The sequence below is a fragment of the Stenotrophomonas sp. GZD-301 genome (assembly GCF_049310345.1).
GTDB lineage: Bacteria > Pseudomonadota > Gammaproteobacteria > Xanthomonadales > Xanthomonadaceae > Stenotrophomonas.
The window spans coordinates 96,228-111,211 of record NZ_JBMOWY010000026.1; the positions used below are offsets into that span (position 1 = coordinate 96,228).

Below are 14,984 nucleotides of genomic sequence, written 5' to 3' on the forward strand. Positions count from 1 at the left end.
AGCGGCACCCTTACGGTTCAGAACCTGTAACGCACGCCAAGCATGTAACGCGGACTCTGGTCGGCCAGCTTCACGATCATCTGCGACGTGCGCGAACGCCAGCGAACGTCCTCACCGGTCAGGTTGATCGCCTCCAGGCCGAACGACCAGTGATCATCCAGCTGGTAGTTCACGCTGAGATCCCACTGCTCGTACGCTTCCACGTAGTACGGATTCCGGCTCGCCCCCTGGTTGGCCAGGATCAGATACTGGTCACGCCAGTTCCACGCCAGGCGGACCGACCAGCCGTACTTCTCGTACATCAGCATCGCATTGGCCGTGTCGCTGAGTCCAGTCAGCGAGAACTGGTCGATGCCCGGGTCGCCGCCGTTGTTGAACCCCACATCGCCCTTGACGATGGTGTAGTTGGCGAGGACGCCAAACCCGGTGTCGCCGAAGAAGTACTGTCCCCCCAGCTCCCAACCGTGCAGCTTGGATTTGTTCTGGTTGATGGGGCGGTTGACGTTGAACTGGTACAGCGGGTCGGCGGCCGTTCCGTACAGATCGTAGGCAGCTTCGGTGGCCAGCACCTGTGCGTCGGTGCCGTTGTAGGCCCCCAGCCCGGCGGGGTTGTTGCGCAGCAGGGCCAGCGCAGTGAACAGCGAGGTGTCGTTGGCCGAGCAGGCGGCCGCATTGGCCGCCCCGACCTGCGCGATGCAGGCCCCGCTGGTCAGGAACGCCAGCGCCGCCTGCGCGTCCGGCCCGGAGCTCGGGTCGCGCAGGCCGTACAGGTTCTCCTGCACGACGGTGTTGCCGACGAAGTTGTCGACCTGCTTGTTCCAGAACGTCACCGACACATAGCTGGCATCGGCGAAGTACCATTCCAGCGCCAGGTCCAGGTTGTCCGATTCCAGAGGCTTCAGGGCCGGGTTCTGCGCGGTGCCGCTGGCCCGCGAGGACGGGTCGATCAGCACCGAACCGAACGGCTGCTGCGCCGTTGGACCCGCGTACAGATTGCCGATCGGCGCGCGGGCGATGCTCTTGCCGAACGACACGCGGCCCTTCAGGTCGTCCAGCAGGTCGATGCTGAAGTCCAGGTTGGGCAGAACGTAGTTGTAGCTGGTCTTCTCGGTGAAGGGCTGCTGCTCATCGGACAACAGCACGCGGAAGTCGTTGTTGGACTGCCACTGGATGGCCTCCGGAATGGCGATGATCGAGGTCGACACCACGTCGGTGGTTTCATAGCGCACCCCCAGCCGCGTGTTGGTGCGCAGGCCGCCCAGATCGCCGTCCAGCTCGACCTGGAAATACGCCGACCGGGTCTTTTCCTCCACCCTGTTGTCGGCAGCGAGCTGCGGACTCACCCCCAGGCTGGCGCCATAGTTGTCTGCCGCCCACTGCGCAATGCGGCCGGCATCGCCGCGCCAGGCAGTGAAGCTGTTGGCACTGTAGTCCTTGAACAGCCCGACGATGTTGACCGGCTGCAGCAGGTCCATCAACCCGTTTGCAACGTCCCCGTCAACGTTGGCCACACCCCAGTCGCCCAGGGTGTTGTAGTTCTCCGCGGCCTGGATGCGGTGGGTGGTCTGCTTGCTGGAGTCCACGCCAAACTGGAAGCGGCCCTTGTCGAAGCTCCACTCGCCGTCGACCCGGCCCTGCTTGATCTCGCTGACCTGGGTCTGCGAATTGATGCGCAGCACCTGCGAGCCGATCTCACCCGGCACGAAGCCCGGGTTGACCACGCCGTTGGTCTTGGCGATGGCGTCGGCCGTGCTCGGGTACCAGACCTGGGTGCCCACCGGCAGGCCGTTGTTGAAGATCATTTCCTGCACCCAGGACCCACCGCAATGCGGCCCGGTGGTGCAGTTGTTGGTGCCGGCGATGCTGCTGAAGATGGAGCCGCCGCCGGTCAGCGGATCGTTCGGACGGCTTTCGTTCTTCGAGTCGTGCGCATCGAAGCTGAGCTTGAAGCGGTCGGTGACGTTCCACACCGCGTTCAGGCCCAGCGAACCCAGCTTGTACTTCTGCATGCTGCGCTGCTGCTCGAGGCCGAAGTCCTTGGTGCCGGCGATCTCACGGATGTAGATCGGCGTGGCAACCGCCCCGCTGGTGTCGAAGGTGACGTCGGTGTAGTTGCTGTTCTGCAGCCACATGCCCTGTTCGCCACGATTCTCGGTGATCTCGTTGGTCGAATAGGTGTAGTCCAGGGTCAGCGTGACCGCGTCTGTCGGCGCGAACTGCAGCACCGCCTGGCCGTTGATGCGCTCACGCTCGAACTCGGAGAACGCATAGCGCAGGTCGTTGGGGCGCCCGTACAGCGCACCGATCGCCGGGGCGTTGACCACGGTCGGGTTGCCGGGCATCGTGCCGGTCCACGGCTGTATGTTCCAGTAGTTGTCGGTGGCCTGTACCGAACCGCCCTTGCGCTTCTGGTAGCTCGCACTCACGCCGACACCGAGGGTCCTGTCGGGGTTGGTGTAGCTGAAGATGCCAGACAGTTCCGGGGTCAGGTCGTTGTCGAACGGCTGGCTCCTGTCGGAGACGACTTTGGCGCCGGCACTGGCGACCACGCCTTCATGGTCGAACGGACGTGACGTCAGGATGTTGATGGTGGCGCCTATACCACCGCTGGGCACGTTCGCCTGGCTGGTCTTGTAGACCTCGATGCCATTGATCGCTTCTGCGGCAAGCTGGGCGAAGTTGAACGCGCGGGTGCCGCCGTCGACACCGCCGATCGCAACCTGCCCTGCCGCGCCGAAGGCATCGGCACCGGGCATCTGGCGACCGTTGAGCGTCACCATGTTGAACTGCGGGCCAAAGCCGCGCGCCGTGACCTGGGCGCCCTCACCATCACGGCGTTCGATGGAGATGCCGGTGATGCGCTGCAGGGACTCGGCCAGGTTGGTGTCGGGGAACTTGCCGATGTCCTCGGCACTGATCGCATCGACCACGCCGGCCGAGTCGCGCTTGATGTCCATCGCCTGGCTGAGGCTGTTGCGGATGCCGGTGACCTGCACGGCATCCAGCTGCGTCGGGCTTGGCTGTGCCTGCGACTGCGCGTTGGGCGCAGGCGTTGGCGCGTCCTGCGCGAATGCGGGATTGATGACCAGAACGCCACCTACAAAGGTAAACATGGCCCTGGATGTGAACTTCGCCAGCGTCCGGCTCATGAACGAGCCCTCCGGCCTGGGGTACGACGGAAAGCAGTAGCGCTCATGACTCTCCCCTCTGACATACGATCGAATGGATGTACCGCCCCTCCTGGGGGCACGTACGGGCGATGCCCGTCTTCCACACCGAACATCGCAGTGCGCGTTGCGCTCACTGCGACGCCAACTCGCTTGCAGGCTTGCCAGAACAGCCGCGTGGTAAAGGGGGGGTACCTGCTGGCCTTACTCCGGCCGAGTGGTAGCGCTACCATCACGTCACGGGCGCAGACTAATCATCCAGGGTTGCGCTTGTCATCATGCAGCGCAGCAAAGGAACCGATGCCGTGAAGAACAGCCATAAAGCGGTCCGTCGCAAGGCAAGCGCGGTCACCATCGATGACGTTGCGGCGCACGCCGGGGTCTCTGCGATGACCGTCTCACGCGTGATCCACGGCCATGCCGGCGTGCGCGAGGGCAACCGCGAGCGCGTCATGCGCAGCGTGCGCGAACTGGACTACCGCCCCAACCTCGCGGCGAGCGCCCTGGCCGCGGCGCAGCACACCTGCATCGCGCTGATCTATACCAATCCAAGCGCCAGCTACCTGCGCGAACTCCTGGTGGGCGCGCTGCGCGGCTCCACCCGTGCCGCGGCGCAGCTGGTGATCGCCACGTGGGATGACCTGGGGGCCCAGGCACGCCGCCACGCAGCACGGCAGCTCTCCGGCAGCGTGGCCGGCGTGATCCTGCCGCCGCCCCTGTGTGAATCGACGGCCATCGTCGATGAATTCCTTGCCGCGGGTGTCGCGGTGGTGTCCATTGCGTCGAGCCATTTCAGCGACAGGCTGTCCTGCGTGCGCATCGACGACCGCCAGGCAAGCCACGACGTGGTGTCGCACCTGATCGCCCACGGACATACCCGCATCGGCTACATCACGGGCGACCCGAACCAGACCGCCAGTGCGCACCGCTGGCAGGGCTATCGGGATGCGCTGGCCGACGCGGGCATCGGCTACGACGACGCACTCGTCCAGCCCGGCTACTTCACGTACCGCTCCGGCCTGGAGGCCGCCGAACGGCTGTTGAACGTGGACGCGCCGCCCAGTGCGATTTTCGCCAGCAACGATGACATGGCGTCGGCCGTGGTCTCAGTGGCGCATCGTCGCGGCCTGGTGGTACCGGGCGACCTCTCGGTAGTGGGGTTCGACGACACCTCCGCGTCAACGATGGTGTGGCCGGAGCTCACCACGGTGCATCAACCGGTCTCGGACATGGCCGACACCGCCATCGACATGCTGTTGCGCGAGATCCGCCATCCGGCCTCTCCGGCGCGCGGCACGGTAAACCATGTGCTTGCGCACCGGTTGATCACGCGCGCCTCCGTATCCGCACCCTGGTCAAGCCGCTGGAAGCCTGCCATCGCACGACCGTGACGCGTCACGCAGACGCCCGTGATGTGCACCCTGCTCCACCAGACCGCCATGCCTCTTAAAGGGACAGCCCAGCGGCCTTTTCCCGTGCAGCGATCCGCTCGACCAGCGTATCAACTGCCGCCTCCATCGCGCGCGCCGTCTGGTCGCCGCTCTGGTTGGTGATGACGAATACGCCAAGCTCGTACTTCGGCAGGATGTACACATAGCACTGCGATCGCGGCACGCCGCCATGATGCGCGTAGTAGACGCCCTTCAACCGGTCGCCGCTGACGATGTTCCAGAAATAGCCGATGCTGAACTCGGGATCGAACGCGACGAGCGGCCGATGCGATTCCGTCACCACGGGCCCGCCGGCCAGCTGGAACTCCAGGTACTTGACCATATCCGGCACGGTCGCCTTGACGTTCCCGGATGCGCCCCAGGGCAGTTTCGGCATCGGTGTGGTCGGCACCGGGTTGTCGCTGTGATAGCCCACCGCAAGCCGGGCGGCCTCGGCGTCGTCCAGCCGGATGCGGACGCCCGTCATGCCCGTCGAATCGCGCAGGAATCGACGCAGGAGCGACTCGTAGTCGCTCGTATAGGCGCGCTCCAGAATGTGCGCGGCAAGTTCCGTCCCGGCGCTCGAGTACGCGTATTCCTTCCCGGGCATGCGGGGAATGTCGACCGTGTGCAGGTCGTTGAGGAAGTCAGCTTTGCCGTAGTTCGCATAGAGGGCATTGAGGGCGCGTGGCGTACTGTGATCGGTGAAGTCCGCGAGCACCGTGTTCGCCTGCTCCGGCAGCATGTTCGGCAGGCCGCTCGTATGCGACAGCAGGTGGCGGATGCGGATGGGCTCGCCCTGGTACGCCAGGTTCGGATAGGCGCCGTCAAGATACATCCGGACGTCGTCGTCCAGACTCACCTTGCGCTCCAGGACCGCCTTGGCCATCAGCATTCCGGCCAGGGTCTTGCTCAGCGAGCCGATCTCGTAGAGGGTCGCATCGGTGGGCGCACCTGGCTGTCCTGCGACCATGTCGCCGCGATGCCGGATGAACGCCTCGCCCCGGTACACCACCGCGATCGAGGTCGAGTGGAGCAGCGGCTGCTCGATCAGCGTTGCGGTGACCTCATCGATGTCCGCCCCCAGGTCCTTCGCCGGGGGTTGTCTGCTGGTGCATCCTGCCGCGAGGAGCACGGCGGACGCTGCAAAGAGGTTCAACCACATCCTGTTTCGGGCGTTCAACAAAGCGTGCATGCGTCGGCTGGGAGGGCACTGTGGAGAGTGCGCCTACGATAGCCGAACATCCGCCGCTACGGCGGTGCGTCCCGCGCCGCCTTGGGCCGGTTCCACGGCCAGAATCCCTCCACCTCCAGCACCACCGACCAGCTCAGGAAGGTGCGGATGATCACCAGCAGGCCCAGCGAGAGAATCGCGCGCAGGGTGCTGTCCAGCGCGACGGTCCGCACGATATCGGCTGCCACCAGGATCTCCAGCCCCAGCAGCAGCGCCCGCCCCAGCCGGCGCCGATACTGCTCGTAGCTCTCGGCCCGGTCTTTGTGCTGCGCGGCCAGGGCCACCAGATAGACGGCGGTGGAGACCAGGATGGTGCCGAGGATCAGGGCGATGGCGAGCAGCTCGATGCCGAGCGCGGACCATTCCACCAGTTGGATCGCGGCTTCTTTGCTGAACATGTTCGCCTCATGGCTCGGGTAACCCTGCCAACCTACGCCGTCCCGGCCAGCAGTGAGGCCGGCCGCACCCTCCGGGCTGCGGGTGGGGTGGCACGCCTTACTCTGCCAACGCTATCGGGGCGGTGTGATGTCCAGTTCGCCCAGTTCGATCGTGACGTGATCGATCCGTCCGGTGAAGGCGAACGGCAGCGTGTAGGTGAAGTCGATCGGCGAGCCGACGTCGCAGCCGATGTCCAGACCTTCGCCCAGCGAGAACTGGATCGGAATGCTGCGCTCCACCCTGCCCTCGGCCACCGTGCTGCCATTGGCGCTGAGGGTGAAGGTGCCGCCCTTGCCCATGCCGCCGCCGTCGTACGCGAAGTCCACCACCAGGGTGGTGCTGCCGGCGGGCAGCGGGTCCCTGGCGGTGAACGTCGGGCGGTCGATGCTCAGGAAGTTGTAGACGAAGGTTGGCCGGCCATCGCGCAGGTAGAGGCCGTAGCCGCCCTCGAGGCCCCCGTGGGTGATGATCATGCCGTTGGCATTCTCCGCCGGCACATCGATCTGTGCGGTGATCGTCCACGACTTGTTGCACATCGGCGGTGATGCGGCATCGGGCAAGCCGATGATGCCCGGGTAGTAGGTCATCGTCCTGCGATGCCCGATCAGGCTGGGGCGGCCCATCAGCTCGGCGTTCATGCGGATGGTGGCGCGCCAGTCGAGTGGCAGCACGCTGTACTTGGCCGCTTCCACCCACCACAGGTCCTGCAGTTCGCGCAGTTTGTCCGGGTGCTCGGCAGCGAGGTCGTTGGCCTGGGAGAAATCCTCCGCCACGTTGTACAGCTCCCATACGGCCTTGTCCGGGTCCCATTCCTGCCGGTTCGGGTCCCACGGCACGAAGGACGGTGCCGAGGCCATCCAGCCATCATGGTAGAGGCCGCGATTGCAGCCCAGCTCGAAGTACTGCGTGCGCCGCGGGCCGGCCGCACCGGCGTCGTCGAACACATGCGCGAAGCTGGCGCCTTCGATCGGCTTCTGTGGGATGCCGTTCAACACGCTGGGTGCGGTGATGCCGCACAGCTCGTACAGCGTTGGCACGATGTCGATGGTGTGCAGGAACGCGTCGCGCAGGCCGCCTTTGTCCTTGATCCGCGCCGGCCAGGACATGATCAGCGGATTGCGGGTGCCGCCAAAGTGACTGGCCACCTGCTTGGTCCACTGGAACGGCGTGTTCATGGCGTGCGCCCAGGCCGAGGGGAAGTGGTTGAAGTGCTTCGGCCCGCCGAGCTCGTCGATGGCCTTGAGGTTGTCCTGCCAGTGTTCCGAGAACCCGTTGAAGAACAGGTTCTCGCACAGCGAGCCTTCCAGGCCGCCTTCGGCGCTGGCACCGTTGTCGCCGGCAATGAAGATGATCAGGGTGTTGTCCGCATCCGGAAGGGCCCGGCACGCCGCCACGATACGGCCCATCTCATGGTCGCAGTGCGCGCCGTAGGCAGCGAACACTTCCATCATGCGGGCGTACAACCGCTTCTGCTCGGCGTTGAGCGTGTCCCATGCCGGCAGGCCTTTGGAGCGTTCGGTGAGCGCGGTGTCGGCCGGCACCACGCCGAGCGTCTTCTGGCGTGCCAGGGTCGCCTCGCGGTACGCGTCCCAGCCATCATCGAACTGACCGTGGAACTTCGCGATCCAGTCGGTCGGCGTGTGGTGCGGGGCGTGCGTCGCTCCTGTGGCGACGTAGAGGAAATACGGGCGGTCCGGCGCGATCGCCTTGGCCTGGCGCACCCAGTCGATGGCCTTGTCGGCCAGGTCGGTGGTGAGGTGGTAGTCCGGGTCGGCGGATGCCGGCACCAGGTCGCGGTTCTGGTACAGGATCGGGTTCCAGTGGTTCATGTCCCCGCCCATGAACCCGTAGAAGTAGTCGAACCCCATGCCGTTGGGCCAGCGGTCGAACGGCCCGGCCGCGCTGGTTTCCCAAGTGGGCGTGTTGTGGTTCTTGCCGATCCACGCGGTCATGTAGCCGTTCTGGCGCAGCACTTCGCCCAGGGTGCCGCAGTTGCGCGGCAGGATGCAGGTATAGCCGTCGTAGCCGGTGGCCAGTTCGGTGATGCCGGCGAACGAGGTCGAATGGTGGTTGCGGCCGGTGATCAGCGCCGCCCGCGTCGGGCTGCACAGGGCCGTGGTGTGGAACCGGTTGAAACGCAGGCCCTCGGCCGCCAGGGTGTCCATCGTCGGCGACGGCACAGCGCCACCGAAGGTGCTGAACTGACCGAAGCCGGCATCGTCGATCAGGATCAGCAGGATGTTCGGCGCACCGTCGGGCGCCTTCACCGGCTGCGGGAACCGAGCCGGGTCCGAATCGAGATAGGTGCGCCCCACTTCGCCGGGGAAGTGGAAATCCGGGCGCGGCAGAATGTCGGGCGTGCGGGAAGGCGTGGACATGCCGGTCTCCAGGTGGGTGCGCCAGAGCCCACCCTATCCCCCACTTCCCTGCCCCACTACCGTAGTTTCACCACTGCCTGCTCGGTAAAACTGCGGGCCGCCTCAGCGGTTGGCCAGCGCGAAATCCAGCGCGGCGCACACCGCGGCCACCTGGGCGTCGTTGCACTGCGCCGGGGTGGTGAGCGGGCTGTCCGGGTAGACCTCGGTGGTGGTGGCAAAGCGCGCATCGGTGAAGCCGGCGCAGGCGCCGATCGACCGTGAGGGCCCCCACACCACGCCCGGGGACTGCAGCGGCATGCCGACCAGGTTGCCGTGTGCGTCGGCCTGGGCGATATGGGTGATGTTCTTCACGGCCGCGATCAGCGCCCGCTGGAACGCCGGCTCGGGATTCTCGCTGTTGCCGATCACATAGAAGCCATCCGGAATGGTCTCCGGCACCAGCATCTTGCCGTCGCGCGAGGCCAGCGCCGGGTCGAACTCGTTGGCGTCGCTGTCGGTGGTTTCATGCAGGTCCACGTGCACCAGCAGGGTGTCGCCACGCGCGGCGATCCAGCGCATCAGCGCACCGGCTTCCTCGGCGGTGTCGCCGGGGCGGAAGGCGCGGTTGGTGTCCAGCGCATCCGGGTTCCAGCGCTGGATGCGCTCATAGCCCCACGGGCTGACGCACGGTGCCACCAGCAGGTTGATGCGCCCGGCATAGTCGGCCGCCTTCTGTTCCAGGAACAGCAGCGCGCCATGCACGCCACTGGTTTCATAGCCATGCACGCCCCCGGTGATCAGCGCCGACGGCAGCGCCGGGTCCCAGTCGCTGCTGACCGCGGCGAACAACGGGTAATGATCCGGCGGGTAGTCCAGCTGACCGTACTGGACAATCTCGACGCGGTCGCCGAGGCGCTCCAGTGCCGCCACGACATCGTCGTGATAGCTGCGCTGGGGCTGCTGGCGCGCACGCCAGGCGGCGCGCTCGGCGTCGCCCCACGGCTGGCCGGGGGTCCCGATCGGATAGAAATGCGCGCTGCTCATCGAAGACTCCAGGACGTTGGACGCGCATTGTATCCGCGCACCGCGATCCACGGCGTGGCCGTGCCCGACGCCGCCCGACGCGGCAAAGGGCGGCGGCCACAAAAAAGGAGGCCGGTTGCCCGGCCTCCTCCTCTGTACTGCGCGATGGCACCCTACGCGACCTGCACTTCCTCATACCCATTGAAGCGCATGTCGCTGGAGGCGCGCCCCTGGGTCAGCGAGCGCAGGGCCGTGGTGTAGCCTGACAGCTTGGCCAGCGGTGCATACCCGAGCACCTCGACCTGGGCACCGTGGTCCTCGATGGACGCCACCCGCCCATTGCGGCGGTTGAGATCGCCCACCACGTCGCCGACGTTGGCCGACGGGGCATGGATGGCCACTTCCATGACCGGCTCCAGCAGGCGTGTGCCCGCCTTCGCCAGCGCTGCCTTGATCGCCTCGCTGCCGGCGCGATGGAACGCCATGTCCGAGGAGTCCTTGGCATGGGTCTGACCGTCGGTCAGGGTCACATCGAGCCCCACCACCGGATGCCCACGCGGGCCCTCTTCAAGCGCCGCACGGACGCCCTTCTCCACCGCCGCCACAAACGCCTTCGGGATCACGCCGCCGACCGTCCGGTCGATGAAGCGGATCTCGCCGCCGTCGGTGGGCGCCACGTCGATCAGCACCCGCGCGAACTGGCCCTGGCCGCCGGTCTGCTTGGCGACCTTGCCTTCCACGCCCTGCACCGCCTGTGCGGGGGTCTCCTGGTACGCCACGCGTGGCGCCCCGGTCCGTACCGGCACGTTCCACTCGCTGCGCAGCCGCTCAACCATCACTTCCAGGTGCAGCTCGCCCATGCCCCAGATCAGGGTTTCCCCGGTCACCGCGTCGGTGGAGACGTGGAACGAGGGATCCTCCTGCGCCAGGCTCGACAGGCCCTGGCTCATCCGGATCAGGTCGGACGCCTTGTCCGCATTCAACCGCCAGGCCAGGACCGCGTGCTGGGCCTGGATGGCGTCGAGCAGCAACGGCGCGGACGGGGCGCTGAGCGTTTCGCCGCTCACCGCATCCTTCCACCCGATCACCGCGACGATGTCGCCCGCCACGGCTTCCTTGATGTCGTGGGTCTGGTCGGCCTGCACACGCACCAGCCGGCCAATCCGCCGCCCCTGCGCATGCTGCGAACTGGCCACGGTGTCGCCCACCTTCACGGTGCCCGAGTACAGCCGGATGAAGCTCAACGCCCCGTGGTTCTGGTGCGTGATCTTGAACAGCAGCGCCGCCAACGGGCCGTTCGGGTCCGGCGGCAACAGCACCTCGCTGTCACCGCGCATGGCCACCACCGGCGGGCGGTCCAGCGGCGACGGAAGGAAGTCGACGACCGCATCCAGCAGCGTATCGATGCCCTTGCTCTTGAACGCCGCACCGGCCAGCACCGGCACGCCGGCGCCGGCCAGCGTGGCCCGGCGCAGGGCCGCTCGCAGCTGCGCATCGTCGACCTCGCGGCCTTCCAGCCAGGCTTCGCCGAGGGCGTCATCGTGGTCGGCAACCGCTTCAATCAACTGCAGCCGGCGAGGCTGCCACCGCGCGATCTGCTCGGCAGTCCAGGCAGTGCGCACGGGCGTGCCGGTGTCGTCCCATTCGACGATCTCACGGGCAATCAGGTCCACCCAGCCGTGGAACCGGCTTTCCACGCCCAGCGGCCAGCCGATCGCCCACGGACGCGCCTGCAGCTTGTCCTGCAGCTGCGCCAGCACGCGCTCGAAGGACGCACCGATGCGGTCCATCTTGTTGACGAACGCAATCAACGGCACCCCATGACGGCGCGCCTGGTGCCACACGGTCTCGGACTGCGGCTGCACGCCATCCACGGCGGAGAACACGGCCACGGCGCCGTCGAGCACGCGCAGCGAGCGCTCCACTTCGATGGCGAAATCGATATGGCCGGGCGTGTCGATCAGGGTCAGGCGATGGTCGCCCTCGCCGCGTGGCGACCAGTGCGCCTGCACGGCGGCCGCGCCGATGGTGATGCCGCGCTCGCGCTCGATCGCCGAGAAATCGGTGGTGGCGGCGCCGTCATGGACTTCGCCGACGCGGCGGATCTCGCCGGTTTTCCACAGCAGGCGTTCGGTAAGCGTGGTTTTGCCGGCGTCGATGTGGGCAATGATGCCCAGGTTGCGCCAGTGGGACAGGGAATGGGTGTTCATGGTGTGTGCTCTCGTCGCCAACATCGGGGAGCCGCACGCCGCCGTTGGCTAACGGGCGTGCGGCCAGGTTTGGGGCTCGGCGGTCTGGTGCATGGCACGTTCTCCTTTGCATCGGTTGTGTAACGCGGAAACGAAAAGAGCGCCCGGTGGGCGCTCTGTCTGGGGGTCTTCAGGTGACCGGAAACCGGTCAGCCGCCTGATGAGCCGCAGGGCAGACGCGCCCGTCCCGCGCTTTCGCGGGTCTGGGTAAAAAACGTCAGGAGCGGCATCGAAGTCATGGCGGCGGGTTCAGTGTGTGGGCGCATTGTAGGCCTCTGATCGCGACGCGCAAGTGAGTTTTACCAACACTGACGGAACAATGAGTGCAGAGAAGCGAAGGCACTGCTCCGCATGGAACAAACCAAGCCCATTCCGGTCCGCATATGCGAATGTGTCGCAATTGCATATATTCGCCAACAACCTAAAATGGCGGGGCAACCGCGTCATCCGACGACGGTATCGACGCTGGTGGCGGCCGCAGGCCGTGCGCGTATGGCCAGCGCCTGCGCCCCCTCCTTCCGTGTCCCGAGCTCTGTCCATGTCCCCCACCCCCTTCCCGTCCCGCAGGCTGCGTCCCGACCTGCTCGCCCTTGCCTGTGTGCTTGTCTGCCTGCCCGTCGCCTCGGCCCTGGCGCAGAGCGCCACCGATCTCGATGCCGTACGGGTCAATGCCTACCGTGCTGCCAACAGCACCAGCGGCGCCACCAAGACCAGCACCTCCATTGCCGAAACACCGCAGTCGGTGTCGGTGATCGAGCGCGCCGAACTGGATGCGCGCGGCGTGCAGTCGCTCAACGATGCGATGCGCTATGTGGCCGGTGTCAGCCTCGAAAGCAGCGGTATCGACAACCGTGTCGACGATTTCCGCATCCGCGGGTTCGACGCCGGCAGCTGGGCCAACAACGTCACCCTCGATGGCATGCGCGCGCCACAGGGCAGCCAGTGGAACCGCAGCATGTTCGACAGCTGGAACCTGGAGCGCGTTGAAGTGCTCAAGGGCCCCTCGGCCGTGATGTACGGCCAGGTGGCGCCGGGCGGCATGGTCAACCAGGTCAGCAAGACCCCCACCCCCGACCAGACACAGCAGCTGCGCCTCGGGCTGGATGCCAACGGCCAGTACAGCGCCGCCTTCGACGTGGGCACCGGCAGCACCGACAACGATCACCTGGTCCGCCTGGTGGGCCTGTACCGCGATGGCGATACGCAGATCAAGCACACCGCACAGGAGCACTGGTTCCTGGCGCCCAGCTACACCTGGCAGATCGCCGAGCGCACCCGGCTGACCCTGCTCGGCATGTACCAGAAGGACGACGGCGGCTCGACCTACCAGTTCCTGCCGATGGCCGGCACGCTCAACGCGACGCCCTACGGCCACATGAAGAACAGCACCTTCATTGGCGAGCCTGGCTGGAACACCTTTGACCGCACGCTGTGGACGGCCGGCTGGATGTTCGAGCACCAGTTCAACGACCACATCACGCTGAGCCAGAGCGCGCGCCGCACCCATGTCGATTCGCTGTATCGGGGCGTGGTCACCTTCGGTGCGCTCAATGCCGATGGGCGCACGCAGAACCGCCGCGGTGTACAGGGCACCGGCGATTCCGACGGCGACACCTTCGACACGCGCCTGCAGGCCCGCTTCGCCACCGGCGCCGTGGACCATACCGTGCTGCTGGGCTGGGACTGGCAGCGTGCGGACTGGGAAGGCGTGCGCACCGCGATGACCAGCCCGCGCGCCATCGACATCTTCAACCCGGTGTATTCCGCCTACGCGCCGACGGCCACCACCGAAACCCCCACCGCCGGCGTCAACCGCCAGAGCGGTGTGTACCTGCAGGACCAGATGGCGCTGGGCAACTGGCGTCTGACATTGGGCGGCCGCTACGACTGGACCAAGGACGACTCCACCAGCGCCAACCGCAACATCGCCACCGGCATCTCCCAGCCCGGCGGGCGCAACGTGATCAAGAGCGAGGCCTTCACCGGCCGTGCCGGCGTGCTGTATGTGTTTGAGAACGGCCTGACGCCGTACGTCAGCTATGCCGAGTCCTTCCAGCCGTCGACCAAGTCGCCGCTGGACAGCTTCACGCATACCGCATTCGAACCGGTGACCGGTTCGCAGTGGGAGGCGGGGGTGAAGTACCAGCCGGCGACCGTGGATGGCCTGGTGACGCTGTCGGTGTATGACCTGCGCCAGCAGAACATGATCGTCGACGATCCAATTGCCAGCCACCGCAACTGCGGCGCTACCGGCACCGCGACCTGCTCCATCCAGGGCGACGAGGGCCGCGTGCGCGGCATCGAGCTGGAGGGCCGCATCACCCCGATCGAGGGCTTCAGCCTGATCGGTGCCGCGTCGCGCATGGACTCGGAGATGATCCGTTCGGCGCCGTACAAGGGCAACCAGTTGGCGATGGTGCCGGACTACACCGCCTCGTTCTGGGCCGACTACACGTTCCAGGGTGGCGCGCTGGCCGGGCTGAGCCTGGCGGCGGGCGCGCGCTACAACGGCACCAGCTACGGCGACAGCGCCAATCTGTACCGCATTCCGTCGTACACGCTGTTCGATGCGGCGATCCGTTACGACCTCGGCCAGCTTGGCAGCACCCGCGTGCTGCTCGCGCTCAACGCAAGCAATCTGGCCGACAAGCGCTTCGTGTCCACGTGCACCGGCGTGTCGTCGTGCTACTACGGCAGCGGCCGCAGCGTGATGGCGACAGCGACCTTCGGTTGGTAACCGCAACGCCGGTAGAGCCGACCGTTGGTCGGCTGCATTGGATGGTGAAGGCGCATGGCGACCGCAGCCCCGTAGAGCCGACCTCTGGTCGGCTGCATTGGACGGTGATGGTGCGTCGGTGGCCGCAGCCGGGCAGAGCCCGGCTCTACGGGAATGTTGACGCCGCGCGGGTAGAGCCGACCGTTGGTCGGCTGCCTTGGACGGTGATGGTGCGTCGGTGGCCACAGCCGGGCAGAGCCCGGCTCTACGGGAATGTTGACGCCGCACGGGTAGAGCCGACCGTTGGTCGGCTGCATTTTGGACGGTGATGGTGCGTCGGTGGCCGCAGCCGGGCAGAGCCCGGCTCTAC

General features: G+C 66.5%; 8 protein-coding genes. 2 read left to right on the forward strand and 6 right to left on the reverse strand.

Annotation, left to right across the window (positions count from 1 at the left end; translation table 11 throughout):
* Positions 1-17: 17 nt before the first annotated feature.
* Positions 18-3,149: a TonB-dependent receptor gene (locus tag ACO6VK_RS06955; protein ID WP_422506171.1), complete on the reverse strand. Its 3,132-nt coding sequence runs from the start codon at positions 3,147-3,149 to the stop codon at positions 18-20.
* Positions 3,150-3,472: 323 nt separating this feature from the next.
* Here ACO6VK_RS06955 and ACO6VK_RS06960 point away from each other — a divergent pair, with 323 nt between their 5' ends.
* Positions 3,473-4,558, forward strand: coding sequence for a LacI family DNA-binding transcriptional regulator (locus ACO6VK_RS06960; RefSeq protein WP_422506172.1), 1,086 nt, complete (start codon positions 3,473-3,475; stop codon positions 4,556-4,558).
* 55 nt (positions 4,559-4,613) lie between these two features.
* Here the strand turns inward: ACO6VK_RS06960 and ACO6VK_RS06965 are convergent, their stop codons facing one another.
* The 5 genes from ACO6VK_RS06965 to fusA form a co-directional block, all read right to left on the reverse strand.
* Positions 4,614-5,762: a serine hydrolase domain-containing protein gene (locus ACO6VK_RS06965; protein WP_422506173.1), complete on the reverse strand. Its 1,149-nt coding sequence runs from the start codon at positions 5,760-5,762 to the stop codon at positions 4,614-4,616.
* An 86-nt stretch (positions 5,763-5,848) separates the two neighbouring features.
* Entirely contained in the window at positions 5,849-6,229 is a 381-nt protein-coding gene (locus ACO6VK_RS06970; RefSeq protein WP_422506174.1) for a DUF1622 domain-containing protein, read from the reverse strand.
* A gap of 111 nt (positions 6,230-6,340) precedes the next feature.
* Positions 6,341-8,647: an arylsulfatase gene (locus ACO6VK_RS06975; RefSeq protein WP_422506175.1), complete on the reverse strand. Its 2,307-nt coding sequence runs from the start codon at positions 8,645-8,647 to the stop codon at positions 6,341-6,343.
* A 102-nt stretch (positions 8,648-8,749) separates the two neighbouring features.
* A complete protein-coding gene (locus ACO6VK_RS06980) occupies positions 8,750-9,670 on the reverse strand; it encodes a M14 family metallopeptidase (protein ID WP_422506176.1) in 921 nt (306 codons plus the stop codon).
* 152 nt (positions 9,671-9,822) lie between these two features.
* Entirely contained in the window at positions 9,823-11,859 is a 2,037-nt protein-coding gene (fusA, locus tag ACO6VK_RS06985) for an elongation factor G (protein WP_422506177.1), read from the reverse strand.
* A 577-nt stretch (positions 11,860-12,436) separates the two neighbouring features.
* Here fusA and ACO6VK_RS06990 point away from each other — a divergent pair.
* Positions 12,437-14,635: a TonB-dependent siderophore receptor gene (locus ACO6VK_RS06990; RefSeq protein WP_422506178.1), complete on the forward strand. Its 2,199-nt coding sequence runs from the start codon at positions 12,437-12,439 to the stop codon at positions 14,633-14,635.
* The last annotated feature ends 349 nt before the right edge of the window (positions 14,636-14,984 follow it).

Excerpts from the sequence above, each read along its gene's own strand:
- ACO6VK_RS06955 (WP_422506171.1), bottom strand. The coding sequence starts at position 3,149 with ATGAGCCGGACGCTGGCGAAGTTCACATCCAGGGCCATGTTTACCTTT.
- ACO6VK_RS06965 (WP_422506173.1), bottom strand. The coding sequence starts at position 5,762 with ATGTGGTTGAACCTCTTTGCAGCGTCCGCCGTGCTCCTCGCGGCAGGA.
- ACO6VK_RS06970 (WP_422506174.1), bottom strand. The coding sequence starts at position 6,229 with ATGTTCAGCAAAGAAGCCGCGATCCAACTGGTGGAATGGTCCGCGCTC.
- ACO6VK_RS06975 (WP_422506175.1), bottom strand. The coding sequence starts at position 8,647 with ATGTCCACGCCTTCCCGCACGCCCGACATTCTGCCGCGCCCGGATTTC.
- ACO6VK_RS06980 (WP_422506176.1), bottom strand. The coding sequence starts at position 9,670 with ATGAGCAGCGCGCATTTCTATCCGATCGGGACCCCCGGCCAGCCGTGG.
- fusA (WP_422506177.1), bottom strand. The coding sequence starts at position 11,859 with ATGAACACCCATTCCCTGTCCCACTGGCGCAACCTGGGCATCATTGCC.
- ACO6VK_RS06990 (WP_422506178.1), top strand. The coding sequence starts at position 12,437 with ATGTCCCCCACCCCCTTCCCGTCCCGCAGGCTGCGTCCCGACCTGCTC.